The organism is Salipiger marinus (genome assembly GCF_035481585.1).
Classification (GTDB): Bacteria; Pseudomonadota; Alphaproteobacteria; order Rhodobacterales; family Rhodobacteraceae; genus Salipiger; species Salipiger marinus.
In genome coordinates this window covers 87,264-114,116 of sequence record NZ_JAYKSL010000018.1, presented here as the reverse complement: position 1 = coordinate 114,116, position 26,853 = coordinate 87,264, and the positions used below count along the sequence as shown (strand labels likewise).

Here is a 26,853-nt window from a genome sequence, read left to right as displayed (position 1 = left end):
AGCAGCGGTTTGGTGGGAAGGCAGTTCATCCCATTAGCTCATCCCGCGTAACGAAGCGCGTCGACAATGACCCTGAAGGCCGGAAGATTTTGCCGCCGACTGGGGTAGTAGATGTAGTATCCGGCGAAGAAGGGCGACCAGTCGTCCAGAATCTGAACAAGATCTCCCGCCGCGATGTGCTGGACGACCGTATCCTCCGGAATGTAGGCGATGCCGTAGCCGTTCAGCGCCGCATCGATCATCGCGTGCGAGGAATTGAAGGCGAGTTGACCATCGACCCGGACCCGCAGATCCTGCCCATCCTTTTCAAACTCCCAGGCGTAGAGCCCGCCGGCCCTGAGGTGCCTGTGGTTGATGCAGTTGTGACCGATCAGCTCTTCGGGGTGATCCGGCGCGGGATGCATCTTCAGATATCCGGGTGACGCAACCGCCACCAATCTCCAATCCGGGCCGATCCGCACCGCGATCATGTCTTTCTCGACACTTTCGCCAAGGCGAACGCCCGCATCGAATCCTTCCTCGACGATGTTGCGAAAGCCGTTGTCGATGTTCAGCTCGAGCTTGATGTCCGGATATTCGAGAAGCACAGGCCGCAGCTTGGGCCAGACATAGCTCTGGAGCGCGTGATCGGACAGCGTGATCCTGATGGTCCCCGCGGGCTTGTCGCGAAGCTCCGTCAGCAACGCGATTTCCGCCTCGATCTCTTCCACGCGCGGCGCCAATGTCTGGCGCAGGCGTTCTCCGGCCTCCGTCGGCACGACGTTCCGTGTCGTGCGCGTCAGGAGCCGGATGCCCATCTGCGTCTCGAGGCGCTTGATGGTATGGCTGAGCGTGGACTGGGCGATGCCGAGCTTGGCAGCGGCGCGCGTGAAGCTGCGCTCCTCGGCGACAGCCAGGAACCACAGCAGGTCGTTGAACTGTCCTTTCGGCATGTGCGTGCTCCCTGATCACCGGCATATTCATGCGCCAGGTCGATTAATGCAATCGTATTTGCCCGCCTAATCCATCTGTCCGGCACCTGCTATTTCTGCTCCATCAAAAGCCGGCTCTGCAGCCGGAAGCGAGGCGCAGAATGTCCACGACACTCACAGCAGAACCAGCCAATACGCGCTCCGCCTGGGGCGCGGTCATGTCGATGGCGCCCTGTGTCGCTGTCCTGATCGCCTCGGAGTTCATGCCCGTCAGCCTGCTAACCCCGATCGCGGACGAGCTTGGCGTCAGCGAGGGACAGGCCGGTCAGGCGATCTCCATCTCCGGCCTTTTCGCCGTCATCACCAGCCTCTCGATTGGCGGACTGGCTCGCCGCGTCGACCGCAAGCTGGTGCAGTCTTCTTTCGCAGCCCTTCTGATCGTTTCGACCCTGATCGTTGCCTTCGCGCCGACCTATCCCGTGTTGATGGTCGGGCGCGCGTTGTTGGGCATCGCCATCGGCGGATTCTGGTCGATGTCGACCGCCATCGTGATGCGGCTTCTGCCAGCCGAGCAGGTGCCGCAAGGTCTTGCTGCGCTGAACGCGGGCAACGCAATCGCCGCCACCATATCGGCGCCTCTCGGCACCTGGCTCGGCGACATTATCGGCTGGCGCGGCCGCGCCTCCCACCACCACAATTGAATCACTCGCTTGAAGGAGCAAGATGTCATGACTGAAGGAACTGTTCGCACTTTGAACGATCTGCCCAACGCGGGTCGCCGAAGCCTGCTGATGATGACCGGAGCGGGTCTTGCCGCCGCAGGTCTTGTCTCTCTGGGCTCCGCGCCAGCTCGGGCGCAGGCCAGCGGCGACTGGGACAAGACGTTCCCCCGCAGCGAAGCCGTGACCCATGAGAAGGTCACCTTCATGAACCGCTACGGCATCACGCTGTCCGGCGACCTCTACATACCGGCTGACCGTGGCAATGCCCGGCTTCCTGCGCTGGCCCTTTCCGGGCCGTTCGGCGCCGTCAAGGAACAGTCTTCCGGACTCTACGCGCAGACCATGGCCGAACGCGGCTTCGTCACTCTCGCCTTCGATCCGTCTTTCGTCGGAGAGAGCGGCGGCGGGACGCATGCCGTGGCTTCTCCCGACATCAACACCGAGGACTTCATGGCCGCCGTCGATTATCTCGGCCTGCAGCCTTCCGTCGATCGTGAGCGCATCGGCCTTCTGGCGGTCTGCGGTCTTTCCGGCATGGCGCTGAATGCCGCCGCCGTGGACAAGCGCGTCAAGGCCGTCGCAGTTGCCAGTATGTATGACATGTCGCGCGTGATGGCGCGTGGCTACTACGACAGCCTGACGCCCGAGGCCCGCGCGGAGATGCTGGAGCAGATGAGCCGGCAGCGCTGGGCTGATGCCGAAGAAACGACGCCCGCACTGGCCGGCGGTTTGCCCGATACGCTGGACGGCATCGATGACCCGGTCGTGACCATGTACTGGAACTACTACAAGACCGACCGCGGTTTCCATGCGCGTTCGCTGAATTCGACCACGGGCTGGACCGTAACCAACGGCTTCTCGTTCATGAACATGCCAATGATGACCTACATCACCGAAGTCTCGCCGCGACCGATCTTGCTGATTGCCGGCTCCGAGGCGCATTCGCGTTACTTCAGCGAGGATGCCTACGCCGCGGCAGCGGAGCCGAAGGAGCTGATGATCATCGACGGCGCCGACCATGTCGATCTGTACGATCGGAGGGACGTGATTCCGTTCGACCGGCTGGCCGAGTTCTTTGGCGAGCATCTCGCGGCCTGAGCCATGCGAGAGGGCCCTGCGCGAGAGCGCGGGCCCCATGCCCGCCCAAATTAGCTGAAGGGAGGCACGTCAACATGTGGACATCGACACTGGGCGCTGCCGCTTTCGCCCTGGGATTGTCTGGAGCTGCCATGGCACAGGAACAGATTCGAGTTTCGTCAGACTGGGGCGAGGTGACCGCCACGCTTGCCGATAACAAGGCCGCCCATGCCTTGCTGGAGATGCTGCCGCTGACCATCGACATGCGCGACCATCTTCGCCAGGAAAAGACAGGCCATCTGCCGTCTGACTTGCCTGAACTGGCGCGACAGCGCGACTTCTCGACCGGCACGCTCGGTCTGTGGAACTCCAATCACGTCGTGATCTACTACAGCTCTGGCAGCGTCCCGGCTCCGGGAATCATCATCCTCGGGCAGATCACGGGCGATGTGTCGGTCTTCGATCAGCCTGGCAACGTCACTGTCGAACTGACCCGTCTCGATTGAACCAGCGGCTGCGCTGACCGAGCCACAATCCCGCTGCGGTTCGGACGGCGGTCCGCCGTTTCATGCCGGATTCCAGGTCCAACTTCTTCGGCCTGCCGGCAGAACACTCACCACACCAAGGATACCTGATGAAGTTTATCGCACCCCTTACCGTCGCCCTCAGCATGTCCGCTGGAGTCGCCATGGGCCAGACCGACGTGACCAGCCGCGTATCGCCGGCGCTCTCGCATTACAACTCCTCCGTCGTCGAAGAAGACGTCTGGCAGAGGCATGACCTTTCCGCCCGCGACCGCAGCGTGGTGACCGTCGCCACCCTGATTGCGCGGCAACAGACAGCGCTGATGCCGCAGGAGTTCTCGCGCGCGCTGGAGAACGGCGTCACGCCTGCCGAGATGTCAGAGGTCGTGACTCATCTGGCTTTCTACTCGGGGTGGGGGAACGCGGCGGCCGCGGCTGAAGCGCTGGCGCCAATCTTTGAGGCGCAAGGTGTCGCCGCGGACAGCCTGCCCGGCGCAGATGTCGACCTGTTGCCGCTCGACATGGAGGCCGAGAGCGCGCGCGAGGAGAATGTGCAGGCCGATCACGCCGAAACCGCCATTGGCGTGGTCGATTATACTCGCGAGACGCTTTTCCGCGACCTCTGGCTGCGCCCGGACCTTGCCCCGCGCGATCGCAGCCTGATCACCGTGACCGCGCTGGTAGCCTCGGGACAGAGCGAGCAGGTGCCGTTCCACTTGGGCCGAGCAATGGATAACGGCCTGACCCGGGACGAGGCGTCCGAAGCTCTGACCCAGCTCGCCTTCTACGCTGGATGGCCGCGCGTGTTTTCGGCGATGCCCGCTTTCCGCAACGTCTTCGATGACCGCGCGGCAGACTAGCGGGCCGCTTGCGAACGAACCTAACAGATCGAAGGAGAACCTGATGAAGAACGTCTGAATCGGAGCCTCTGCAGCGGAGGAAATCCGCGAGGCGCATGGCAAGAGCCAGCCGGGTGTGCGGGTGAGGTGTTGCTGTCCTTAACAGGCCGGCCAGCTCTCCATTTGGTGCGCGGTGGGCTGACGTTTGTAATTGGCAATATTCAGGCAGCTTCCGCTGCGTCAGGTTCCGGCAAGTCGGAACCTTCGTCATCTTGCGGAACATCCTCTCCCTCTTCGGGTGCTGCATCGGTCGGTTGATTGAGTGACCCTTTGCAAACCATGTTGTCCGGCGCGCAGCAGATGTCGCGGTTCTGGTCGGTATACGCTTGGTTCACTGACAGCCCGGACTGCCGCCTCGCCCCTCAAACCATCACCGCTTCGGCCGGCCTGCGCGCCGACATTGGCATCGCGGACGCCCGTCCGAAGCGCATCACGATATCGGGTCTGCGCCCTGGCAGACCGACCAGTGCGGCGAGGTCTGCCCGCAGGGCGGAAACCTCGACCGGCTGATTTATGTATGCGGTCTTCAGCCCTAGGGCGGTCGCCTGCAAGGAAAACCGCTGGCAGGCGCGACCGGCTTGCACCCAGTGTTCGGGCTCGTCCCGTGCCGACACGAACACCGCAATACCGGAGGAGGTGGCGATCTGGCGCGCGTATTTCGCGTTCTCCGCCCTGGCGGTGAACACCATGTCGAAGAGGCGCGGCGCCAGCCAGTCCGGCATGGCGGGGTTGCCGCTGGCTGCGCTGTAAAGGCCGTCGCCCGGTGTCATGGCTGCTGCCGGGTTGAACCGCAGCCAGTGCATCAGTTCTGCCACGAAGGCCGGGTCGGCCATCTGGGCGCTGTTGCCCGCGATCACGAGGTCGCGCAGTTGCTCGATCTGGCCGCGTTCGGTGATCAGGATCAGATCGACGCCCTCGACCGCTGCTGCCGTCGCAAGCTGCGACAGGTCGGCGGCGCTGACCGCACTGCCGTCATAGTCGGATCGCGTGGACTGCCGCAGCGGAATCGCGTCGAAGAGGGCCGTATCGACGACAGGTGCACTGCGCAGATCGACGCGCAGCTTGCCGCCGCCTTCCGGATCGAAGGCAATCTCGCCCGATTGTCCCCGCGCGCGTGCGGCAAGCGCGAGGTTTTCCGCCGCGCATCCGAGGCTTGCAAAAAGATGGTGATCGTCGGGGTCCACAACGGGGGTCCGGCGGGTGAAATCGGGCAGGATGTCGATGCCCTGTGCATCCGGGCGGAACAGCCAGGGCTGGGTGTTGTGTCCGTTTGCGGCCAGCGTCGCATAGCGGATCAGATCGCGGCTGGTGGCCGGAACGGGCAGGGGGGCCCGCAACCCCGCTGCGTAGTCAGACATGTCCGCCGCCGCCCGCCTCCGTTGCCAGCCGGCCCAAGCGGCGCCGCCAAGGGCCAGCGCCCCGAGGCCGCCACCGATCAGCAGGGATCTGCGCCGCATCATGACACCGCGCCTGTGGCGCAGGATGCGAGGGGCGGCATCATTCGGTTGCCACGCCATCGAAGGCCTCATGCGAAGCCTCGGCCTCGGCCTTGGTCTTCTGAACCAGATGGTCCATGTGTTCCGGCGGACCGTAGAGCGTGTAAAGATGCAGGGGCTTTTCGCCCGTGTTGGTGACGTTATGGACCGCCCCGGCGGGCACGATGACGCAGTCGCCGCCCTTGACCTTGTGGGTCACGCCGTCGATCACGGCAGCGCCTTTGCCTTTCTCGATGCGAAAGAACTGGTCATGGGTCGCGTGCGTTTCCGCGCCGATGTCCTGACCCGGTTTCAGCGTCATCAGCACCAGTTGCAGATGCGCGCCAGTGTAGAGAACCTGCCTGAACTTTTCATTCTTCTCGGCAAGCTTCTCGATATCGGCAACATAGCCTTTCATCGCGGTCTCCTTTTCCATGCCTGTCTCTGGCCGGGTCCGGCGGGATGCCAGCGCGCGTGCAGTAAAGGCGTGATTGGCCGCGCCGTCCCTGATGCACATCAATGCAGGGGCCGGTGCATCGGGTCACAGTCGGATCAGGCGCCACATGCGGGGCGAGGCGCGACACGGAAAGGAGACCCGATGCCCAAGGCGACACCCGCAGGGCAAGTCCGTGCCGGGCGCGGCGCGGCGTGCCATGGCGCAGGGTATCCGCCTGCGCCCCACGAGGCGCTGCTGGCGCCCCGGCCTGCCGAGGCGGGAGGCTGGGATTTTGCGCGCAGAACTGACTTGAACGCTCTCGTCCTTGATCGTGTGGGCGCTCTGCCTCGCGAGACGCGAGCGGAACTGTGTGATCGCCGTCCAGCCCCCGGGTGCGGGATTGATGCAGGGACAGGCCCCGGATGACGGCTTTGTTTCATGATCGCCTGAACGTTGCCCTGCTGGGTCTGGCCCTGCTGGGTCTGGTGTCCGGCCTTGTGTTCTGGCTGCTGGGGGAGCCGGGCTTTGCCGCGATCGCGTGGACGGCAGGTGTCATCCCCGTCCTTGCGGCGCTCTGCGTCGAAATCCTGCGCAGCCTTGGGCAAGGCGAGGTCGGGCTCGACATTGTGGCGGCGCTGTCGATGTCGGCAGCCCTTCTGTTCGGCGAGACGCTGGCGGCGGCGGTGGTCGCGCTTATGTATTCGGGCGGCACCTTCCTTGAAAGCTTCGCGCAGGGCCGTGCCCGGCGCGAGATGAGCGACCTTCTGTCCCGCGTGCCCCGCACCGCCACCCGCCACCGCAATGGTGCGCTTGACGAGGTGCCTCTGGCTGACATCGCCCCGGGCGACCTGCTGCTGATCCGGCAGGGCGACGTGGCGCCGGTGGACGGGACGGTAGAGAGCGCGGGCGCGATGCTGGACCAGTCGGCGCTGACCGGCGAGTCGATGCCCGCCCGGCTGGAACACGGGCAGGCCGTCATGAGCGGCTACACCAATGCGGGCGAGGCGTTCGATCTTCGGGTCACGCGGCGTGCTGCCGACAGCACCTATGCCGGGATCGTCAGGCTGGTCGAGGCGGCGCAGAAATCCAAGGCGCCGATGGCGCGGCTGGCCGACCGGTATTCGCTGCTGTTCCTGATCGTGACGGTCGCGCTGGCGACTGCGGCCTGGTGGTTTACCGGCGATCCGATCCGCGCGGTGGCGGTTCTGGTGGTCGCGACACCCTGTCCGCTTATTCTTGCCGTGCCGGTGGCGCTGGTGGCGGGGCTGTCGCGGGCGGCGCATTTCGGGGTTCTGATCAAGGGGGCGAAACCGCTCGAGGCGCTGGCCCGGATCAGGACGCTGATCCTCGACAAGACCGGGACGCTGACAGAGGGGCGGCCACAGATCGTGTCGGTCAACCGGCAGGGGGACCTGTCCGAAGAGGAGATCCTGTATTTCGCCGCCGCGCTCGATCAGGCATCGAAGCATCCGATCGCTCAGGCGGTTGTCGCGGCGGCGCAGGCGCGTGGTCTCGCCCTGCCTGTTCCCGAGAGTGTCGTGGAGACGCCGGGCGAAGGCGTTGCAGGCAGCGTCGACGGACGACGGGTCGTTGTGGGCGGCGCGGGTTTTGTTGCCGCGCAGATCGGTGTGGCCACCCCGGAAGGCACGGTCCTCACGGCGGGGTCGGTGGTCGTGTCGCTTGCCGTGGACGGCAGGTTGGCGGGTCATCTGGTGATGGCTGACGCGCTGCGTGCTGGCACGGCTGACCTGCTGGCGGGGCTGCGCCGGTTGGGGATCACGCGCATCCTGCTGGCGACCGGCGACCGCCGCGCCGTCGCCGCTGCGGTGACGGAGGGGCTGGGGCTCGACGCTGTGCGGGCCGATCTGACCCCCGATCAGAAGGTGCGTCTGGTTGTGACAGAGCGCAAGACCGGCCCGGTCATGATGGTCGGCGATGGCGTCAACGATGCGCCAGCGCTGGCGGTCGCGGATATCGGCGTCGCGATGGGGGCGCGCGGGGCGGCAGCTTCGGCCGAGGCGGCGGATGTCGTGCTGCTGGTCGATCATCTGGACCGCCTGTTGCCGGGGATCGAAATCGCGCAGCGGTCAAAACGCATCGCGCTTGAAAGCGTCGCAGTCGGGATCGGTCTTTCGGTGCTTGGCATGGTGGCGGCGGCTTTCGGATACCTGACACCCGTGCAGGGCGCGCTTTTGCAGGAGGTGATCGACGTTGCGGTGATCCTGAACGCCTTGCGGGCGCTGAGGATCGAGCCGGGGCGGACAGGTCAGGGCGCGGGCAGTCCGGCCGATGCAACAGCGCGCCGCCTGCCGCGGCCCAAATCGACCGCCGCATAGGTCGAAGGGATCCGTCAGATGAACAGGCTCTCTGACATGCCCGAGGCGGAGCTGGAGGATCTGATCCGTGACGGTCGGTTGGGCGGGGGGCCACCCACTGGCCACAGCGTTGTGGCACCGCTGGTCACTGGATCTTATCCCTGCGCTGGTTTGGCAAATTTCTTGCAAGGGCTCCTCAAAGCCGGGCAGGTTCAGGGCAGGTCAGGGGCTGAGCCGGGCCCGCAGCGCCGCAGTTTGCTGCGGCCGCTCTTCTTCTGGAACCTTTTGGCCGGGGGCCGCGTTTGTCTATGAACACTGACCTAGGACAGGAGTGGATCATGGCTGCGACCGCATCCAAGACCGAAAATGGTTCTGCAATGGAGAAAACTGTGAGCAAGGATACCGACGCCGTCAGCGATCAGATCGCAACCCTGCGGGCCGATGTGGCCGCGCTGACCGAACTGGTGGGGGAAATCACCTCGCGTCACGGTCGCGAGGCGCGCAGCCGGGTTGATGCCGCCGCGCATGATCTGAAGGACCGCGCCAACCACGCGGTGCATGATGCCCGCGACCGCACCGAAGAGGCGCTGCGCGAAGCAGGCCGCCGCGCCGCCGAGTTCGAGGACAACACCCGCGGCTCGATCCAGAGCAATCCGTTTCAGGCGGTGGGCCTTGCCGCTGCGGTGGGTTTCCTGATGGGCTATCTGGGCTCGCGGAGGTAATCCGGCTTGCTCGGGATGCTTGAAGCACGGCTGCGCGCGGGTCTGACCCGCGCCTGCCGCAATCTTGCCGGGGCGGTCTGCCTGACCGTCGCGGCCATTTTTTTGACTCGCGCAGCGTGGCTGTCCCTTGCCCTCTCTTATAATCCGCAGACCGCCGCGCTGGTGGTGGGGCTGGTCTATCTGGTGCTGGCGCTGCTGCTGTTCTTCATCCCCGTGCGCCGCCGCGTGCCCGTGGCTGCCGCCCCCCGCGCCACCTCCATGGCTGCGGTGATCGACGCGTTTCTGGCCGGGCGCAATGCCGGGCGGGCGATGCGGGACGACTGAAATCTGCCCTGTCGGGGGCATGGCGCGGATGTGTCCGGATCACACCCGCGCCATGCCTTTTGATTTGTCGCTGTCGGGTCATTGCCCCACCCGCGCAAGTGTGGCACAACCTCTTCCATGGAAATCTGAACGGAAGAGTTTAGCAGATGACCGATTTCGCCATGCTGCGCCGCATGATGGTGGACACGCAGGTTCGTCCTTCGGATGTCACCAAGTTCCCGATCATTGATTCGATGCTGCGGATCCCGCGCGAGCAGTTCGTGCCCGCGGAATTGCGCGATGCCGCCTATGCCGGTCGCAATGTCGACCTCGGCGGCGGTCGCGTGGTGCTGGACCCGCGCACCTTTGCCAAGATGCTCGACGCGCTGAACCTCGGGGCCAATGATCTGGTGCTCGATCTGGGGGCGGGGCTGGGCTATTCCGCCGCCGTCATCGCCCGCATCGCCGAGGCCGTGGTTGCGGTCGAGGATGACGAGGCCCGCGTCTCCGAGGCGCAGGGCCTGCTGAGCGATCATGCCGACAACGTGATCCTGCAGACCGGTCCTCTGGCCGAAGGTGCGCCCCAGCACGGCCCCTATGACGCGATTCTTGTCGAAGGCGGCGTGCAGGCGCTGCCCGACACCATCGCGGCCCAGCTGAAGGAAGGCGGGCGCATCGCCTGCATCTTCATGGAAGGCGCACTGGGAACGGTGCGGGTCGGCTGGAAGATCGATGGCGCCATCAACTGGCGGTTTTCGTTCAATGCCACGGCGCCGGTGCTGCCGGGCTTTGAACACAAGACGGAATTTGCCCTCTAGGCGCCAGCGGCACCTTGAGGGACAGAACAGGCCAGAGAGGGCAGAGCATGGCGCGCAGGACGCTGAAGGGAATGATCGCGGGGGTCTGCCTTGCGGCGGCATCCGTGGGTCCGGTCACGGCCGAGACGCTGGCAGAGGCGCTGGTCGGAGCTTACAACACCAGCGGACTTCTGGAACAGAACCGCGCGGTGCTGCGCGCCGCAGACGAAGACGTGGCGCAGTCGGTGGCCGCGCTGCGCCCGGTCATCGCATGGAGCAGCGATGTCACCCGCAGCTTCAGCGACACCCGCAGCGCTGCCACGCTGAGTTCGGTCAGCAACACCGCCAGCCTTGGCCTGTCCGCGACGCTGACGCTGTTTGACGGCGGCAACAACCGCCTGTCGCTGGAAGGGGCCAAGGAATCCGTGCTGGCCACCCGCGCCGCACTGGTCTCGATCGAGCAGGAGGTGATGCTGCGCGGCGTTCAGGCCTTCATGGAAGTGGTGCGCGCCACCGAAGCCCTGCAGCTGCGCCAGAACAACGTGCGCGTCATCGGCGAAGAACTGCGCGCCGCCGAGGACCGGTTCGAGGTGGGCGAAGTGACCCGCACCGACGTGGCCGCCGCAGAGGCGCGTTTGGCCGAGGCCCGTGCGCTGCTGGCCTCTGCCGAAGGCTCGCTCGACATCGCGCGCGAGGAATATCTGGCGGTGGTCGGGCGCTATCCCGGCACGCTGGTCGAACCGCAGGCCCTGCCGACGCTGCCCGCCAATGTCGAGGCGGCGAAGTCGCAGGCGCTGCGCAACCATCCCGACATGTCGCAGGCCCAGCATCAGGTGACCGCCGCCGAAATCGGCATCGCCATCGCCGAGGCGGCCCGCCGCCCCACGGTGTCGCTGCGCGGCAGCTACGGGCTGGACGAGAACTTTGACAATGACAACCGCCAGATCGGCGGCACCATCGGCCTGCAGGCCGAAGGCCCGATCTATAGCGGCGGCGCGCTCAGCTCCTCGCGGCGTCAGGCGATGGCGGTGCGTGACCAGAACCGGGCGCAGCTGCTGCAGGTCTCGCAGATCGTGCCGCAGAACGTGGGCACCGCCTATGCGCAGCTGCGTGTGGCGCGGGCCTCGATCTCGGCCTCGTCCGAGCAGGTGCGCGCCGCAGGCGTGGCCTTTGACGGCATCCGCGAGGAAGCGACGCTGGGTGCGCGCACCACGCTGGACGTGCTGGATGCGGAACAGGAACTGCTGGACGCGCGCAACGCGCTGATCTCTTCGGAAGTGGACGAGACCATCGCGGCCTATACCGTGCTGGCCACGCTGGGGCTGCTGACCGCAGAGTCGCTGCAGCTGAACGTGCCGCGTTATGATCCCGCCGAATACTACAATCTGGTGAAATCGGCCCCCGTGCAGTCGCGGCAGGGCGCCGATCTGGATCGCATCCTGAATGCGCTGGGGCGCGAATAAGCCTCGCCACGGTCTGTTGTCGGGGTGAGCCGCTCGGGCTACACTCCGGCAACAGGCAAGAGTGGTAAAAAATGTCCGACCCCGTTACCAAAGTTGAAATAGAGGACGTGCTGTCCTCGATCCGGCGACTCGTCACCGAAGACATCCGCACCCGTCAGCAGACCCAGTCCGCCCCCGCAGAGGGGCGGCTTGTGCTGACACCGGCGCTGCGCGTGGCGGAGTCCGCGCCCGAGCCCAGGCCCGAACCCGCCTCCCGTCCCGCGCCGCTGCGCCTGCACACGCCCGTGGCGGTGCCGGACAGCGCCCCGGCAGACGCAGCCCCCGAGCATCAGCCCGAAAGCCCGGCAGACCAGCCGGACATGGCCCGCAAGCTGGCCGAGATCGAATCCGCCTTGGCCCGCCGCAGCCTCGCGTCAGAGACCGGGGCGGAGGCGCCTGCCTCCGAGGAAGAGGGGCCAGCGGCCTTCATCCGCCATGCGTCGGCTCCGGCGCCCGACGCGCCTGTGGCCGCAGCAGACAGCCTGCTGGAGGCCGAGCCGACGGAGGAGGCGGAGGAGGGGCCGCTCTCCCTTGGCAGCGCCGAGGCGGTCCGCGCGGATGCGCCACCGCTTGATCTGTCGCGGCTGGACGAACAGGCGCTGCGGGCGCTGGTGACAGAGATTGTGCGGCAGGAACTGCAGGGTGCGCTTGGCGAGCGGATCACCCGCAACGTGCGCAAGCTGGTGCGGCGCGAGATTCAGCGCGTGATGACCACTCAGGATGTGGACTGACGCTGACGCAGCGGCAGAGGATCATGGTCCAGAACGTCGAAGGCGCGCTCCGCAGGGAGCGCGCCTTCGACATGACGGGCCAGAGCGGCCCGAGGTTCCTGATCAGGCAGCTTCGGCCTGATCGGCAGAGGCGGCAGCGTGACGGCGTTCGCTTTCTTCGCGCGACAGCGCGACAGAGGTGCGAACCCCCTTGGACACGAACTCCATCAGACCGGACACAACCCGTTCGTTGGGGTCGATCCCGGCGCAGGACAGAACCTCGCGGCCATCCCGCGAGCGCGCCCAGCGGGCGATCTGCTCGGGGCCATTGCCGTATTTCTTGTCATCAGCGATGGCATCGTCAAGCGCAGCCAGAACCACGGCGGCAAAAAGCTTCCGCGCGCGGTTGCCTTGCTCGGCATTATAGGCTGTGCTGTCCACGAAATCTTTCATGTTTCGACCTTAGATTATTGCTCTTGTGTTTTCCGGCGTGTGGCGCGTTATGGACCATTCAAACCGATTCGGATACACCACAAGTGCATAGCACGTTTGCGCTCCCCGCATATCTCTGGATGGCTTGAACACGAGATATCGTTGTCTTGCACGGGTCCGACCAGCCAGATATAGGAGGCACCAAAATCCCTTCAACCTTTCTTCAAGGTTTATCCATGCCCAAGATCAACGGTAACGAGATCCGCCCCGGCAACGTGCTGGAGCATGAAGGCGGCCTCTGGGCCGCTGTAAAGGTCGATCATGTGAAGCCCGGCAAGGGCGGCGCTTTCGCCCAGGTGGAACTGCGCAACCTGCGCAACGGCACCAAGCTGAACGAGCGCTTCCGCTCCGCCGACAAGGTGGAACGGGTCCGGCTGGAACAGAAGGACATGCAGTTCCTTTACGAAGAAAACGGCCAGCTGATCTTCATGGACACCGAAACCTATGAACAGGTGCAGCTGCCCGCCGAGATCCTTGGCGAACGTCGGCCGTTCCTGCAGGATGGCATGACCATCTTCGTGGAATTCCACAACGAAGAGGCGCTGAACGCCAGCCTGCCGCAGAAAGTCACCTGCAAGATCGTCGAGACCGAGCCGGTGGTCAAAGGCCAGACCGCCGCCAACAGCTTCAAGCCCGCCGTGCTCGACAATGGCGTGCGCATCACCGTGCCGCCCTTCGTGGCGCAGGACGAGCTGATCATCGTGAACACCGAAACCATGGAATATTCGGAACGCGCATAACCCGCGCGCCGACATTCTGTCCCCGTGCGATCCGGGGGCAGCGACGGACGACCAAGGCCTCCGGCGCCCAGCCCCGGAGGCCTTTTGTATGATTGCTCCCTGCACCACATCCGACATTCCCGCGCTGGCGGCCCTGCTGCGCGGGTTGCAAGCACATCACGCCGCGCATCTGCCGCAGCGTTTCCATGACCGCGCCACCGAGGCCGATCTGCGCGACGTGCTACACCACGCGCTGTCCGAAGGTGCCGAACTGCTGGCCTATCGCGTCGAGGGCGTGCCGCGCGGCTATCTGATGTGGCGCTGGGGGGATCGCCGCGATGGCATGCCGGGTCTGGCACAGCTCGATCACCTCTGGACGGATCCGTCATGGCGGCGGCGCGGCATCGCGCGGCGGCTGCTTGCGGCGTTCGAGGCGCGGACGATAGCGCAGGGCGCCCAAGGCTGGAGCGTGGCGCCGCAGGGCACCAATGCCGCCGCGCGGGCGCTGATGGCGGGGGCAGGGGCACGCCCTGCCGCCCGGATGCTGGAAAAACGTTTCGCCCCGGTCTGACGGGGCAGGCGGTCAGGGCAGGCGGCGCAGCACCGCGTCGCCCGCCGTCATCTCGCCCTCGGCGCGGTCGAAGCGCAGATAGGCGATGCCCTGACCATTGGCCTGCGTGTAAAGCGTGCCCGCGACCTTTTCGCCCGCCATGATCTCGGTGCCGACGGGGGCGCTGCCCTGCACCTCGACCAGCGCCAGACCCTTGCGCAGTTCGGTCTTGTGCTTCATCCGCGCGGTGACCTCCTGCCCGACATAACAGCCCTTGCGGAAATCCACGCCACCAAGCCGTTCGAATCCGGCTTCAAGGATGAAGGTGTCCGGGGTCAGTTCCACCCCGCTCTGCGGCACGCAGGCGGCAACGCGCAGCGCGTCCCAGTCGGCGGGCTGCGACGGCTGGCCATCATAGCCGCGCCAGCCAAGGCTGGGGTGGCGCGGATCGGCAAAGGCGCCCTCGGGGGCGGGGCCGGTGCCTTGGCTCACGGTGATCTCCGTAGGCTCCAGCGTGACCTTGGCGCGCAGCTTGTAAAGCGACAGCGCGCGGGTCAGATCCTCCGCCAGGGCGGCTGCCACGTCCAGCAGGACCGAGCCATCCTGCTGCGGCACAAGGAAGAAATCGGCGCGGTATTTGCCCTGCGCGGTCAGCATCGCGGCATAGACCAGCCCGTGTTTCATCTGCGCCACGTCATTGGTGACGAGCCCCTGCAGGAACTCCGCCGCCTCGGGTCCGCTGACGCGCAGCACCGTCCTGTCTTCGGTCATGGGGGCTCTCCGTGCTTTGGTTGCTGCCCAGACTATAAGGGCTCTACAGCGCGGGTTACAGGGGGGCGTCCGCATCCTCGAACTGCATGGCATGCAGGCGGGCATAGGCGCCGTCGCGGGCGATCAGCTCGTCATGGCTGCCCTGTTCGACCACGCGGCCCTGATCCATCACCACGATCATGTCGGCATTGCGGATGGTCGACAGCCTATGCGCGATGACCAGCGTCGTGCGGCCCGCCGACAGCCGGTCCAGCGCCTGCTGCACCACCTGTTCCGAGGCGGCATCAAGGGCCGAGGTCGCCTCGTCCAGCAGCAGCACCGGCGTGTCGCGCAGNGCCGGTCCAGCGCCTGCTGCACCACCTGTTCCGAGGCGGCATCAAGGGCCGAGGTCGCCTCGTCCAGCAGCAGCACCGGCGTGTCGCGCAGCAGCGCGCGGGCGATGGCGATGCGCTGGCGCTGCCCGCCCGACAGGTTGGATCCGCGCGGTCCGGCGCGGCTGTCCAGCCCCTCTGGCAGGCGAGGCAGGAAATCCGCCACATGCGCGGCCTCCAGCACCTGCTGCAACTCCTCCTCGGTCACGTCATCGCGGCCCAGCAGGATGTTGTCGCGCAGGCTGTCCTCGAACAGCAGCGCGTCCTGCGACACGACCGAAAACAGCCCGCGCAGATCCGCAAGCCGCATGGCGGAGACCGGCACGCCGCCGATGGTGACCTCGCCCTGTTCGGGATCAACAAGACGCGTCAACACGTTGAATACCGTGGATTTTCCCGCACCAGAGGCACCGACCAGCGCCGTGGTCTTGCCCGCCTCGGCGACAAAGGAGGTGCCGCGCAGCACCGCAGCCCCGGAATAGCTCAGCTCCACATTGCGCAGCGCGATTTCCGGCACGCCCGAGGGGGCCGGGACGGGATCGGGCGGGTCGCGCAGTTCTGGCGTGGTTTCCAGCAGTTCCTTGATCCGCTCGATCGAGGCGGCGGCGATCTGCCAGCTGCCGCTGACCGCGCCCAGACGGCGCAGCGGCTCGAAGGCAAGGCCGATGGCGGTGAAGAACGCCATGAAATCGCCCACGGTCTTTTCGCCGGAGATGATCTCTCCGCCGCCGTAAAGCAGCACGCCCAGAATGCCGACGCCCGACATGATGTCGATGAGCCCGGGCAGCGCCGCCTGTCCCATGCTGGAATTGACCGTGGTGCGCACCCGTTCGCGGGTCAGACGGCGGTAGCGCCCCGCCTGATAGGCTTCCAGCCGGTTGAGCTTGACCGGCACGATGCCGTGAAAGATCTCGTTGAGCCGCGTGGACAGCCCCGCCGAGATGTCGCGGGCGTGGCGGGCATATTTGCGCACATAGCGCTGCAGCAGCACGGTGGGGGCGATCATCAGCGGCACGCCGACCAGCGCCACCAGCGTCCAGCGCCAGTCCATGCCGATGGCGACCGCAAACAGCGCCACCAATGCGATGGCATCGCGCCCGGTGCCGGTGATGAGAATGCGCCAGACCTTGTTGATGGCGTCCACATCGCCCTCGACCCGCTGCATCAGATAGCCGGGCCCGTGTTTCTGGTGAAAGGCGCCATCCAGTGTCATCAGATGCGCCAGCAGGTCGTTGCGGATGTCGGCCACGGTCAGCTGCGACACGCGGGTCAGCAGCACCTTCTGCACGATGCTGGCCAGCGCGCGGGCCATGAAGATGCCGAAGATGGCAAAGCCCACCCAGATCAGCGCGGATTCCGACCCGCCCACCAGCACCTGATCGAACATCGGCTTCATCATGTAGCTGAGAAAGCCGAACATCGAGCCTTCGATCATCATGAAGAAGAAGGCCACCGCGATCTGCCCGCGATAGCGCCACAGGTAACTCCACCAGAGCCAGCCAAGCAGGGAGCCGGATTTGCGGGGGGGGCGGGTCACGCCAGATCTTCCGGCGGGCGGCGGGCATCAAACCCGGCCTGCAGCGCCTTGTCGTCATATTCGGTGCGGATCCACTCCTCGAACGAGATGGGATCGCGGCGGTTGCGCGCGGCATAGGTGTCAAGGATGTAGCCCTGAATGCCGGTCTTGGTGAATTCCAGATGGATGTATTTCAGCCCCAGCTGCTTGCGCGCCTCTTCCACCGGCACGCCCTCGAACACCATCAGATAAAGCGCAGAGGCAAAGCCCGCCCGGTCCGCGCCGGACTTGCAGTGGAACATCAGCGGCTTTTCGGCGGTGCGCAGCGTGTCGATCAGATGCACGATGCGGTCGCGCTTGGGCGCCATGCGTGCCCAGAGCTTGGCATGCAGCAGGGTCAGCCCCAGCTTCTCGCAGCTTTCCTTCTCGAACAGGTAATGCGAGAATTTTTCCTCGCCGCGCAGGGTGATGACGGTCTTGATCCCCATGCGCGCGTATTTTTCGAACCGGGCATGGGTGGGATGGTTGGACCGCCAGACCCCGGGGGCCAGCTGAAAGAAATTGGTCCAGACCGTGCGCAGGAAGGCATGGTCGAACACATGGTAATGCAGCTTTGACAGCAGCCGCGCGCCGGGCGTCGAGATATCCGTGCCGAAAGACCGGCGCAGGCGCCGTTCCGCAGTCTCGATGCGTTGCCAGAGTGTCTTGAGCATCCGCTCCATCCTGTCAGTCCCGCGCGGTTTACGGGCAAGCCGCCGCCGTGGCAAGCAGTGCGCCCGTAGGGGCCGCCTCAGGGCGCCGTGGGTGATTGACGCCGCCGCGACTGCGGTTAGGTTGGCCCGAGCCCCGCAATTTCAAGGGGCGCAGTCGGAGATCCCCCAATGTCGCTTGCCCACGGCCGCCCCTATCTGGCCATTCCCGGCCCTTCTGTCATGCCCGATGCGGTGCTGCGCGCCATGCACCGCGCCTCGCCCAACATCTACGAGGGCGCGCTGGTCGAAATGGTGGCCGACCTGATCCCGGACCTGCAATATGTGGCCCAGACCACGGCGCGCGTCGCGATCTATATCTGCAACGGCCATGGCGCATGGGAAGCGGCGCTGGCCAATGTCGCCGAAGAAGGCGATGTGGTGCTGGTGCCCGCCACCGGGCGCTTCGGCCATGGCTGGGCGGAAATGGCGCGCGGGCTGGGGATCGAGACTCAGGTGATCGATTTCGGCACCAAATCCACCTTCGATCCGGCGCAGGTCGCCGCCGCGCTGGAGGCCGACAAGGCCCACCGCATCAAGGCCGTGCTTGCCACCCATGTGGATACCGCCAGTTCGGTGCGCAATGACATCGCGGCGCTGGGGGCAGCGATGCGCGCCACCGGCCATCCCGCGCTGCTGATGGCCGACTGCGTCGCCTCGCTGGGGGTGGACGAGTTCCGCATGGATGACTGGGGCGTGGACGTGATGGTGACCGGCTCGCAGAAGGGGCTGATGGTGCCGCCGGGGCTGGGCTTTGTCTATTTCAACGACCGCGCCGCCGCCCGCCGGACCGAACTGCGCCGGGTCAGCCGTTACTGGGACTGGACGCCGCGCGGCAAGCCGGATTTCTTCTACGAATACTTCGGCGGCACGGCGCCGACCCATCACCTTTACGGGCTGCGCGCCGCGCTCGACATGATTCGCGAGGAGGGGCTGGAGCAGGTCTGGTCCCGTCACGCCACGCTGGCGCGTGCCATCTGGGCCGCGGTGGAGGTCTGGGGGCAGGGCGGGCCTATGACCCTGAACATCACCGACCCCAGCCTGCGCAGCCATGCCGTGACCGCGCTGCGTCTGGGGGCGCCGCATGGCACGCGGCTGCGCGAATGGACCGCCGCGCAGACCGGGGTGACGCTGGGCATCGGGCTGGGCATGACCGAGCCCGATGACCCCAAGGGCACCGGGTTTTTCCGGCTTGGGCATATGGGCCATGTCAACGCGCATATGATCCTCGGCCTGCTGGGCGTGGTCGAATCCGGTCTGCGCGCGCTGGACATTCCCCATGGCAAGGGCGGGCTTGGCGCCGCTGCCGAGGTGATTTCAGGCGCCTGAGCTGGGGCGTCTGACCGCTACTGGCGGGACTTGCGGCGGTGGTCGATCACGGTGATGCCGTGATTGATCGCCACCGCCAGCAGGATCACGACCTCAAGGCCGAAAACGGCCCAGAGCGCCACAAAGATCCAGAGCATGTTGACGAAGATCATCACCAGATTGGCGGGGAAATAGTCCGGGGCGGGTTGGCGGGTCTGCGGATCCATGAGGCCATTCCTGAACTGGGGGCTGCCCGACACAGGATAGAACGAATTGCCCCTGCGTCACGGGGCAGGATCGCAGCCAAGGCTTGCAAATTCGTCAATGCGCGGGAACGTGAACGTCTGAAATATCCGACGCGGCCCCGATCAGCCCCGGGCGGCGGCCAGCGCCTGCGGCAGCGCCTCGGCCAGCGCGTCCAGATCCTGCGGCGTGCCGGCGCTGATCCGGATGCAGCGGTCTTGCGGCGCAACAAAAGGCATGCGCACGAAGACCCCGCGCGCGCCCAGTTCCGCCAGCACCCGCCGCGCGAAGGCGCCGTCGCGCCCGCAATCCACCGCGACAAAATTGGTGGCCGAAGGCAGCGCGGTCAGCCCGCAGCCAGCGGCAATCGCCGTGATGCGATCGCGCGCCTGCGCCACTTCGGCGCGGACATGTTCCAGCCAGCCATGGTCCTGCAGCGCCGCAAGCGCGCCCGCCTGCGCGCTGCGGTTCATGCCGAAATGGTTGCGCACCTTGTCGAAGGCCGCGATCAGCGGCGCCGCCGCCAGCGCATAGCCCACCCGCGCCCCGGCCATGCCATAGGCCTTGGAAAAGGTGCGCAGCCGGATGACGCGCGGATCGTCGATGGCAATGCGCGGGGCCGTGGCTTCGGGCGCAAATTCCACATAGGCCTCGTCCAGCACCAGCAGCGTGCCTTCGGGGATCCGGTCCAGCAGCGCCTCGATGGCGTCGCGGGGCAGCATGCTGCCCATGGGGTTGTCGGGATTGGCGAAATAGACAAGCTTGGCGTCAAGCTCCGCCGCCCGGTCCAGCAGCGCTGCCAGATCCTCGGCATCGTCGCGATAGGGCAGCTTGGTCAGCGCGCCGCCGAATCCCGCCACATGATAGTTGAAGGTGGGATAGGCCCCGTCCGAGGTGACCACGGCATCGCCGGGCGCCACCACCAGCCGCACCAGATAGCCCAGAATGCCGTCGATGCCTTCGCCCACCATCACGTTTTCCGGCGCGCAGCCATGATGCGCGGCCAGCGCGTGGCGCAGGTCATAGCTGGTGGAATCGCCGTATTTCCAGATCTCGGCCTCGGCGGCCTGCATCGCGGCGATGGCCTGCGGCGAGGGGCCGAAGACGTTTTCATTGGCGCCGATGCGGGCGCGGAACGGCGCGCCGCGCTCGCGCTCCTGCGTTTCGGGCCCGACAAAGGGCACGGTTGCGGGCAGGCTGGCGACAAGGGCGGTATAGCGGGGTCCGGTCATGGCGGAGTTATGGCGCGCGGGCGGCAGCCGCGCAAGTGGGGGCTCTGCCCCCTCTGCGGCTGCGCCGCATTCACCCCCGGGATATTTTTGGTCAGAAGAAACCGGCGCGCGCTTCTTCTGACCAAAAATATCCCCGCCGGAGGCGAAAGGCTCGGAACGCGGGAGCGGCGCGCCGCCGCGGCACGGCTTGACCCCGGCGGGGGGGGAGGGCAGGGTCCGCGCGCATCTGACCCTGAAAGTGACCGCCATGGCCCGCACCCCGCCTCCCTTTGCCGCCTTCGAATGGAAGATCGCGTGGCGCTATCTGCGCGCACGGCGCGCCGAGGGCGGCGTCAGCACGATGACATGGATCAGCCTGATCGGCATCACGCTGGCCGTGTTCGCGCTGATCGCGACGCTGTCGGTGCGGTCGGGCTTCCGGGCGGAGTTTGTCGACACGATTCTGGGGGCGAATGCCCATGCCAGCGTTTATGCCTCGGCGCGGGAGGACGAGTTTGGCCGCGTCGTGCGCACCTTTTCCGATTACGCCGAACGCGCCGCCCGGGTGGCCGAGGTGCCGGGGGTGGACCGCGCGGCACCGCTGGTCAAGGGGCAGGTCATGGCCAATGCCAATGGCCGCAATGCCGGGGTCGAGGTGTTCGGCATCGCCGCCGAGGATCTGGCGGGGATCCGGCGCATCGTCGATCCGGAGACCGGGCGCGGCGATCTGGCGCGGTTCGGCGAGGGGCTGGCGCTGGGATCGGGGGTCGCGCGCGAACTGGGGGTCGAGGTGGGCGATCAGGTCCGGCTGATCTCGCCCGAGGGGGTGAAGACCGCCTTCGGGGTCAGCCCGCGCGTCAAGGCCTATGAGGTGGTGTGGATCTTCACCGCCGGGCGCTATGACATCGACCGCACCCGCGCCTACATGCCCTTTGACGAGGCACAGCTTTATTTCAACCGCGAGGGGGTGGCGGACGAGCTGGAGGTCATGGTCAGCGATCCCGAGGCGGTGCGGGGGCTGGCGCAGCCCATTGCCGAGGCTGCCGGGGCGGGGGCGATGATCTGGACGTGGCAGGATGCCTCCGGCGGGTTCCTGCGCGCGCTGGAGGTGGAGGACAACGTGATGTTCGTCATCCTGTCGGTGCTGGTGCTGATCGCCACCATGAACATCGTGTCGGGGCTGATCATGCTGGTCAAGAACAAGGGCCGCGACATCGGCATCCTGCGCACCATGGGGCTGACCGAAGGATCGGTGCTGCGGGTGTTCTTCATCTGCGGCGCCTTCACCGGGGTGATCGGCACGGCGCTGGGGGTGGTGCTGGGCTGTCTGTTCGCCATCTATATCGATCCGATCTTTTCCTTCGTGAACTATGTCGCGGGGGGCGGGGTCTGGGATCCGTCGATCCGGGGCATCTATGCCCTGCCCGCCAAGCTGCAGGCGGGCGATGTGTTCAGCGCCATGGCGCTGTCGCTGGGCCTGTCCTTTGTGGTCACCATCTTTCCCGCGCGCCGGGCGGCGCGCATGAACCCCGTGGAGGCGCTGCGTTATGAGTGATCCGGTTCTGCGCCTGTCGGGCATCGCCAAGACCTACAATCCCGGCAGACCCAATGCCGTTCAGGTGCTGCGCGACGCCGATCTGGAAGTGCAGCGCGGCGAGGTGGTGGCGCTGGTGGCGCCTTCGGGCGCGGGCAAGTCGACGCTGCTGCATATCGCGGGGCTGCTGGACGTGGCCGATGCCGGAGAGGTGGCCATCGGCGGCGAGGTGATGGGCCGCAAATCCGACCGGCGGCGCACGGTGGTGCGGCGGCAGATGGTGGGCTTTGTCTATCAGTTTCACCACCTGCTGCCGGAATTCACCGCGCTGGAGAACGTCGTGCTGCCGCAGCTGGCCAATGGCGCCTCCGCGTCGGAGGCCGAGGCGCGGGCGCGCGGGCTTCTGGACAGCGTGGGGCTGGCCGACCGCGCGGCGCACCGTCCCGCCGCCATGTCGGGCGGCGAGCAGCAGCGCGTCGCCTTCTGCCGCGCCATGGCCAACACCCCGCAGCTGCTGCTGGCGGACGAGCCCACCGGCAACCTTGATCCCGCCACCTCGGACCGGGTGTTCGACGCGCTGGTGCGGCTGGTGCGTGACACCGGGCTGTCGGCGGTGATCGCCACGCATAACCTTGATCTGGCCGCGCGCATGGACCGCCGGGTGCGGCTGACCGAAGGGCGGCTGGTGGCCTTCTAGGCTTTGGTCATTCGGGGGCGGGGGCGGCGCTGCGCGCGTCCTGCAGTTCGGTGCTGAGCCGGGCGCAGCTTTGCTCCACGTCGATCAGCGCCGAGATTTCGGCGGTCGCCTCGACCCCCAGCGACCAGCCGCCGCCCAGCGTCACCGTCAGTTCACGCGGGCGGATGCTGACCGCGCAGATCTCGGACAGCACGCTGAGGATCTTGTGGCTGAGCGAGGAGACATCCTTGCCCTGCTGTTTGGCCTGCACCGGCTTGGCGCGGTCGCCGCGGCGGGCGCTGGACAGCAGGAACGCTTCGGAACTGACGCCGGGGGGCGGGGTGGCAAGGCCCTTGAAGGTGCCCGCCGCGTCGTAAAGCGCAAAAAGGTTCACCGGCACCTGTGGCGCGGTGGCAAGCCCGAGGCTTTGCAGATCCAGCGTGGTATCGCCGCCCCATTGCAGCGCCTGCACCTGCGCCGGGTCAAGTGGTGTCTGCCGCAGCGCGTCGGGTGGCAGCAGCGTGCCGGCTTCCAGATCCTGCAGCGTCAGCACGGGGCCTGTCGTGGGAAAAGGAATGCTGTCGTCTTTTAGATAGCGGATCCAGGCATCGTCGAGCAGATCCTGCTGCCGCGACGGCTCCAGAATCTGCACCTGCGGGGCATCCAGCAATGGTCCCGGCACCGCGCCGGGCAGGAAGGCGCCGGGCTGTTGCTGTTGCTGGGGCAGGGGCGAAAGCGACGGGGTCTGGGCAAGCACGGGCAGCGCAAGCAGGGCAAAGGCTGTGGTCAGCAAAAGGCGCATGGCGGGGGTCCGGAAAAAGGCGTTGGGGTCAATGCCCGCAAGCATGCCCGCGCCGCCGCAGCCGCGCAAGCGCGCTCAGCCGCGCTGCGCCAGAAACACGCCCGCGCCCATCAGCGCGATCCCGGCGAGACGGTTCAGCGTCACCGGGGCGATGCGCGCGCCGAACAGGCCGAAATGGTCGATCAGCGCCGCGCTGATCAGCTGGCCCAGCAGCACGAAGAACACCGCGCGCCCGACGCCGAAGCTTGGGGCCACATAGGTCACGGCCAGCACGTAGAAAGCCACGAAGAGCCCGCCCAGAAACAGGTGGCGCGGCGCGTCCATGGCGCGGACCAGCGCGCGCGGCTCCAGTACCAGCAGCACCAGCGTGGTGGCGGCCAGCGCCACGCAGAACAGGATCACCGCCGCCCCCGCAGGCGAGCCCATCCAGCCGCCCAGCCGGGCGTTCAGTGCGGCAAGGATCGGAATGCCGATGCCGGCGGCCAGCATGATCAGGGCTTGGGAGGGCATGAGCGGATCCTTGCGGCGGAATGCCCGTCCGTGATGCCCGCTGCGCGCTGCGGCGGCAAGTCCCTTGATCCGCGCGGCGGGAAGGGTCAGACAGGGGCAAAGCACAGCAGAAGAGGGCAGAGCGATGCAGAGGATCCTTTGGAGCGTCTGGGGGGCAGGCTTGCTGGGACTTGCGGCCTGCATGGACAGCGCCATGCCTGAACCCAGCGATGGCCGCGCGCTTTATGGCGATTACTGCGCGGGCTGCCACGGGGCTGCCGGGCGCGGCGACGGGCCGCTGGCGGCGGGGATGACGCCTCCGCCCGCCGACCTGACCCTGATCGCCGCGCGCAATGGCGGCGAACTGCCGCGCGCGCAGGTCCTGTCCACCATCGACGGCTATTCCCGCGTCCATCCCGACGGGCCGGGCATGCCGGAATTCGGCGCGCTGCTGCAGGGCGATCTGGTGCCCTACGATTCGGGCGACGGCACGCTGACGCCCACGCCGCGCCGTCTGGTGGCGCTGCTGGAATATCTCGAAACGCTGCAGGTCGAGGGCTGAGGCGGGGGCTCAGGCCCCCACCGCCCGCCGCGTCATGTCCCAGTAAAGGCTGGCCACCTCGGGTTCCGACAGGCGGCCATCGGCGCGATACCATGTGTTGACCCCGGTCAGCATCGCGATCAGTGCAAAGGCCGTGATGCGTGGCTCGTCCAGCTGGAACACGCCCGCGTCGCGGCCCTGCGCCAGAATCGCCTCCAGCTCCTGCTCGTAGGTCCGGCGCAGCGATTCGATGGCGGCAAAGGGCGCGGGCTCCAGATTGCGCAGCTCCATATAGGAGATGAAGATCGCCTCGGGGCGCGCAAGGTTGAAGCGGATATGGAAGCGCACGAAGCTTTCCAGCCGCGCCAGCGGATCCGCGCCGCGCGGCTCTGCCTCCCACGCGGCCAGAAGCTCGTCCATATGGCCCTGCAGCAGCGAGAACAGCAGCGCCTGCTTGTCGGGGGTGTAGTTGTAAAGCGCGCCGACCTGCACCCCCACCTCCCGCGCGATCTGGCGCATGGAGACGGCGGCATAGCCGTGCTTGGCAAAAAGCCGCAGCGCCGCCTCGCGGATCCGCGGCCCGGTGATTTCGGAATGCGATCCAGTGGTGCGGGCCATGGCCGCGTATGTATCTGAACGTGTGTTCAGAACAAGCGCGAAGCGGCGCAAGGCTTGCTCCGGCGGGCGGGCTGCGGCATGACGGGCACAGACAGTCCGGATCCGCCGCCCATGCGCCTTTTGCTTCTGCCCCTCTGCGCCGCGCTTGCGGCCTGCACCCCCTTCCCCGAGCTTGAGGGCGCGCAGACGCCGGGCGTGGCCGAAGCCCCTTGGCCGGATCTGCTGCCGCTGGGGCCGCTTCTGGCCGAAGCCGCACCGCCCCGCGCCACGCCCGAGCAGCAGGAGGGGCTGGAGACGCGCGCCAGCGCCCTGCGCGCCCGCGCCGCAGGGCTGCAGGGGCCGGTGGTGGATGCCCAGACACGGGCGCGGATGGCGGCAGGGGTGCCCGATCCGTTCTGATCCGGTCCGGCGGCGCCGTTGCGCGCCGCCACCGATCCCGTTGCAGACCTGCCGCGATGCGGCTAAGCCAGCGCGGACAGGATCACGGATAAAAAAGGAGCCCTCCCCATGTCTGAACCGCTTCGTCTTGGGATCGCCGGGCTGGGCACCGTGGGGGCCGGGGTCGTCAAGATCGTGCGCCAGAAGGCCGCGCTGCTGGAGGCGCGGACCGGGCGCCCCATCGTGATCTCTGCCCTCTCCGCCCGCAACCGCGACAAGGAACGCGGCGTGTCGCTGGCCACCTATGAATGGGTGGATGATCCGGTGGCGCTGGCCGCGCGCGACGACATCGACGTGTTCGTGGAACTGATTGGCGGCAGTGACGGCCCGGCCAAGGCCGCGACCGAGGCGGCGCTGAAGGCGGGCAAGGACGTGGTGACGGCCAACAAGGCGCTGCTGGCCCATCACGGGCAGGCACTGGCCGAACTGGCCGAGGCCAAGGGCTGCGTGCTGCGCTTCGAGGCGGCGGTGGCGGGGGGCATCCCGGTCATCAAGGCGCTGACCGAGGGGCTGGCCGCCAACGAGGTGACCCGCGTCATGGGCGTGATGAACGGCACCTGCAATTACATCCTGACCCGGATGGAAAACGCGGGCCTGACCTATGAACAGGCCTTCGACGAGGCGGACAAGCTGGGCTATCTGGAAGCCGATCCCGAACTGGACGTGGGCGGGATCGATGCCGGGCACAAGCTGTCGCTGCTGTCGGCGATCGCCTATGGCACGCAGGTGGATTTCCACGCGGTCGAGCTTGAAGGCATCGGGCGCGTCTCTGCCGAGGACATCCGGCAGGCCGCCGACATGGGCTACCGCATCAAGCTGCTGGGGGTCTGCCGCCTGACCGGGCGCGGGCTGGAACAGTCGATGGCGCCCTGCCTTGTGCCCGCCACCTCGCCCTTGGGGCAGCTGGACGGCGGCACCAACATGGTGGTGATCGAGGGCGATCAGGTCGGCCAGATCGTGCTGCGCGGCGCGGGTGCGGGCGAAGGGCCCACCGCCTCTGCCGTGATGGGCGACGTGATGGACATTGCACGCGGCACGCGGCTGTCGACCTTTGGGGCGCCTGCAAGCCTGCTGAAACGCGCCACCCCGGCCAAATCCACGGCGCCCGCGCCCTATTACCTGCGCATGGCGCTGGTCGACAAGCCGGGTGCGCTGGCCAAGGTGGCGGCGGCGCTGGGAGAGGCGGGCGTGTCGATCAACCGGCTGCGCCAGTATGGCCAGTCGCGCGAAAGCGACAGCGCCCCGGTGCTGATCGTGACCCACAAGACCACGCGCGAGGCGCTGGATACGGCGCTGGCCGCGATGCCGGAAACCGGCGTCGTGCTGGGCAGCCCGGTGGCCCTGCGCATCGAGGCCGCCTGAGACGCGGCAGAGTTGCGGGCGCCCCGGCGCCCGTTAGCGCCACCGCGCTTGCCCTTGCGCAAGCGCGCGC

At 66.9% G+C, this 26,853-nt stretch carries 29 protein-coding genes and 1 pseudogene; 18 read left to right on the top strand and 12 right to left on the bottom strand.

Annotated features, from left to right (window positions below; translation table 11 throughout):
* Positions 1–38: 38 nt before the first annotated feature.
* The gene (locus VK682_RS20450) at positions 39–932 is read right to left on the bottom strand and encodes a LysR family transcriptional regulator (protein WP_230797495.1); all 894 of its coding nucleotides are present in this window, start codon (positions 930–932) and stop codon (positions 39–41) included.
* 140 nt (positions 933–1,072) lie between these two features.
* Between VK682_RS20450 and VK682_RS20445 the strand changes: the two genes are divergently transcribed.
* The 4 genes from VK682_RS20445 (at position 1,073) to VK682_RS20430 (ending at position 4,094) form a co-directional block, all read left to right on the top strand.
* Complete coding sequence (locus VK682_RS20445; RefSeq protein WP_230797494.1) at positions 1,073–1,612, top strand: MFS transporter; 540 nt, start codon at positions 1,073–1,075, stop codon at positions 1,610–1,612.
* Between the two features lie 27 nt (positions 1,613–1,639).
* Positions 1,640–2,731: an alpha/beta hydrolase gene (locus tag VK682_RS20440; protein ID WP_230797493.1), complete on the top strand. Its 1,092-nt coding sequence runs from the start codon at positions 1,640–1,642 to the stop codon at positions 2,729–2,731.
* Between the two features lie 131 nt (positions 2,732–2,862).
* Complete coding sequence (locus VK682_RS20435) at positions 2,863–3,216, top strand: cyclophilin-like fold protein (protein ID WP_230797492.1); 354 nt, start codon at positions 2,863–2,865, stop codon at positions 3,214–3,216.
* Between the two features lie 128 nt (positions 3,217–3,344).
* Complete coding sequence (locus VK682_RS20430) at positions 3,345–4,094, top strand: carboxymuconolactone decarboxylase family protein (RefSeq protein WP_230797491.1); 750 nt, start codon at positions 3,345–3,347, stop codon at positions 4,092–4,094.
* 401 nt (positions 4,095–4,495) lie between these two features.
* On the opposite strand, the gene VK682_RS20425 is transcribed toward VK682_RS20430, so the two are convergent.
* Complete coding sequence (locus tag VK682_RS20425) at positions 4,496–5,593, bottom strand: Acg family FMN-binding oxidoreductase (protein ID WP_230797490.1); 1,098 nt, start codon at positions 5,591–5,593, stop codon at positions 4,496–4,498.
* 37 nt (positions 5,594–5,630) lie between these two features.
* Positions 5,631–6,026 (bottom strand): cupin domain-containing protein, encoded by a 396-nt coding sequence (locus VK682_RS20420; protein ID WP_230797489.1) that lies wholly within the window; start codon positions 6,024–6,026, stop codon positions 5,631–5,633.
* Positions 6,027–6,466: 440 nt separating this feature from the next.
* Here VK682_RS20420 and VK682_RS20415 point away from each other — a divergent pair, with 440 nt between their 5' ends.
* From VK682_RS20415 to VK682_RS20390, 6 genes are all read left to right on the top strand, one after another.
* On the top strand, positions 6,467–8,380 hold the full coding sequence (locus VK682_RS20415; protein ID WP_230797488.1) for a heavy metal translocating P-type ATPase: 1,914 nt from the start codon (positions 6,467–6,469) through the stop codon (positions 8,378–8,380).
* Positions 8,381–8,748: 368 nt separating this feature from the next.
* On the top strand, positions 8,749–9,081 hold the full coding sequence (locus tag VK682_RS20410; protein ID WP_230797487.1) for an ElaB/YgaM/YqjD family protein: 333 nt from the start codon (positions 8,749–8,751) through the stop codon (positions 9,079–9,081).
* A 6-nt stretch (positions 9,082–9,087) separates the two neighbouring features.
* Complete coding sequence (locus tag VK682_RS20405) at positions 9,088–9,405, top strand: hypothetical protein (protein WP_230797486.1); 318 nt, start codon at positions 9,088–9,090, stop codon at positions 9,403–9,405.
* A 146-nt stretch (positions 9,406–9,551) separates the two neighbouring features.
* The gene (locus VK682_RS20400) at positions 9,552–10,202 is read left to right on the top strand and encodes a protein-L-isoaspartate O-methyltransferase family protein (RefSeq protein ID WP_230797485.1); all 651 of its coding nucleotides are present in this window, start codon (positions 9,552–9,554) and stop codon (positions 10,200–10,202) included.
* A 47-nt stretch (positions 10,203–10,249) separates the two neighbouring features.
* Positions 10,250–11,644 (top strand): TolC family outer membrane protein, encoded by a 1,395-nt coding sequence (locus VK682_RS20395; RefSeq protein WP_089844403.1) that lies wholly within the window; start codon positions 10,250–10,252, stop codon positions 11,642–11,644.
* A 71-nt stretch (positions 11,645–11,715) separates the two neighbouring features.
* Positions 11,716–12,414 carry a hypothetical protein gene (locus VK682_RS20390; protein WP_230797484.1) on the top strand — a complete coding sequence of 233 codons (699 nt, stop codon included), beginning with the start codon at positions 11,716–11,718 and terminating at the stop codon, positions 12,412–12,414.
* Positions 12,415–12,516: 102 nt separating this feature from the next.
* On the opposite strand, the gene VK682_RS20385 is transcribed toward VK682_RS20390, so the two are convergent.
* Complete coding sequence (locus tag VK682_RS20385; protein ID WP_089844398.1) at positions 12,517–12,846, bottom strand: DUF6280 family protein; 330 nt, start codon at positions 12,844–12,846, stop codon at positions 12,517–12,519.
* A gap of 215 nt (positions 12,847–13,061) precedes the next feature.
* Between VK682_RS20385 and efp the strand changes: the two genes are divergently transcribed.
* Together efp and VK682_RS20375 are read left to right on the top strand one after the other, a co-directional pair.
* A complete protein-coding gene (gene efp, locus VK682_RS20380; protein ID WP_089844397.1) occupies positions 13,062–13,625 on the top strand; it encodes an elongation factor P in 564 nt (187 codons plus the stop codon).
* Positions 13,626–13,713: 88 nt separating this feature from the next.
* Complete coding sequence (locus tag VK682_RS20375) at positions 13,714–14,175, top strand: GNAT family N-acetyltransferase (RefSeq protein ID WP_230797483.1); 462 nt, start codon at positions 13,714–13,716, stop codon at positions 14,173–14,175.
* Positions 14,176–14,187: 12 nt separating this feature from the next.
* Here VK682_RS20375 and ygfZ read toward each other — a convergent pair whose 3' ends face one another.
* From ygfZ to VK682_RS20360, 3 genes and pseudogenes are all read right to left on the bottom strand, one after another.
* Positions 14,188–14,925: a CAF17-like 4Fe-4S cluster assembly/insertion protein YgfZ gene (ygfZ, locus tag VK682_RS20370; RefSeq protein ID WP_230797482.1), complete on the bottom strand. Its 738-nt coding sequence runs from the start codon at positions 14,923–14,925 to the stop codon at positions 14,188–14,190.
* Between the two features lie 55 nt (positions 14,926–14,980).
* A pseudogene (locus VK682_RS20365) lies at positions 14,981–16,833 on the bottom strand (ABC transporter ATP-binding protein).
* Positions 16,830–17,525, bottom strand: a complete 696-nt coding sequence (locus VK682_RS20360) for a phosphatase domain-containing protein (RefSeq protein WP_230797481.1) — start codon at positions 17,523–17,525, stop codon at positions 16,830–16,832. The pseudogene VK682_RS20365 and the gene VK682_RS20360 overlap by 4 nt, the downstream one beginning before the upstream one ends.
* Before the next feature lie 168 nt (positions 17,526–17,693).
* On the opposite strand from VK682_RS20360, the gene VK682_RS20355 reads away from it, so the two are divergent.
* Positions 17,694–18,890, top strand: coding sequence for a pyridoxal-phosphate-dependent aminotransferase family protein (locus VK682_RS20355; RefSeq protein ID WP_230797480.1), 1,197 nt, complete (start codon positions 17,694–17,696; stop codon positions 18,888–18,890).
* A gap of 17 nt (positions 18,891–18,907) precedes the next feature.
* On the opposite strand, the gene VK682_RS20350 is transcribed toward VK682_RS20355, so the two are convergent.
* Entirely contained in the window at positions 18,908–19,096 is a 189-nt protein-coding gene (locus tag VK682_RS20350; protein ID WP_089844385.1) for a histidinol phosphate aminotransferase, read from the bottom strand.
* A gap of 141 nt (positions 19,097–19,237) precedes the next feature.
* Positions 19,238–20,344, bottom strand: a complete 1,107-nt coding sequence (locus VK682_RS20345) for a pyridoxal phosphate-dependent aminotransferase (protein WP_230797479.1) — start codon at positions 20,342–20,344, stop codon at positions 19,238–19,240.
* 247 nt (positions 20,345–20,591) lie between these two features.
* Between VK682_RS20345 and VK682_RS20340 the strand changes: the two genes are divergently transcribed.
* Positions 20,592–21,878, top strand: coding sequence for a lipoprotein-releasing ABC transporter permease subunit (locus VK682_RS20340; RefSeq protein ID WP_230797478.1), 1,287 nt, complete (start codon positions 20,592–20,594; stop codon positions 21,876–21,878).
* Positions 21,871–22,554 carry an ABC transporter ATP-binding protein gene (locus tag VK682_RS20335; RefSeq protein WP_230797477.1) on the top strand — a complete coding sequence of 228 codons (684 nt, stop codon included), beginning with the start codon at positions 21,871–21,873 and terminating at the stop codon, positions 22,552–22,554. The genes VK682_RS20340 and VK682_RS20335 overlap by 8 nt, the downstream gene beginning before the upstream one ends.
* A 7-nt stretch (positions 22,555–22,561) precedes the next feature.
* On the opposite strand, the gene VK682_RS20330 is transcribed toward VK682_RS20335, so the two are convergent.
* The gene (locus VK682_RS20330) at positions 22,562–23,335 is read right to left on the bottom strand and encodes a hypothetical protein (RefSeq protein WP_230797476.1); all 774 of its coding nucleotides are present in this window, start codon (positions 23,333–23,335) and stop codon (positions 22,562–22,564) included.
* Positions 23,336–23,410: 75 nt separating this feature from the next.
* Entirely contained in the window at positions 23,411–23,845 is a 435-nt protein-coding gene (locus tag VK682_RS20325) for a DMT family transporter (protein ID WP_089844661.1), read from the bottom strand.
* A gap of 193 nt (positions 23,846–24,038) precedes the next feature.
* On the opposite strand from VK682_RS20325, the gene VK682_RS20320 reads away from it, so the two are divergent.
* Positions 24,039–24,386, top strand: a complete 348-nt coding sequence (locus VK682_RS20320; protein ID WP_324782466.1) for a c-type cytochrome — start codon at positions 24,039–24,041, stop codon at positions 24,384–24,386.
* Between the two features lie 9 nt (positions 24,387–24,395).
* Here the strand turns inward: VK682_RS20320 and VK682_RS20315 are convergent, their stop codons facing one another.
* Positions 24,396–24,983, bottom strand: coding sequence for a TetR/AcrR family transcriptional regulator (locus tag VK682_RS20315; RefSeq protein ID WP_230797474.1), 588 nt, complete (start codon positions 24,981–24,983; stop codon positions 24,396–24,398).
* A gap of 111 nt (positions 24,984–25,094) precedes the next feature.
* Here VK682_RS20315 and VK682_RS20310 point away from each other — a divergent pair, with 111 nt between their 5' ends.
* Positions 25,095–25,382 (top strand): hypothetical protein, encoded by a 288-nt coding sequence (locus VK682_RS20310; protein ID WP_089844377.1) that lies wholly within the window; start codon positions 25,095–25,097, stop codon positions 25,380–25,382.
* Between the two features lie 108 nt (positions 25,383–25,490).
* Positions 25,491–26,783: a homoserine dehydrogenase gene (locus tag VK682_RS20305; protein ID WP_324782465.1), complete on the top strand. Its 1,293-nt coding sequence runs from the start codon at positions 25,491–25,493 to the stop codon at positions 26,781–26,783.
* Positions 26,784–26,853: the final 70 nt, after the last annotated feature.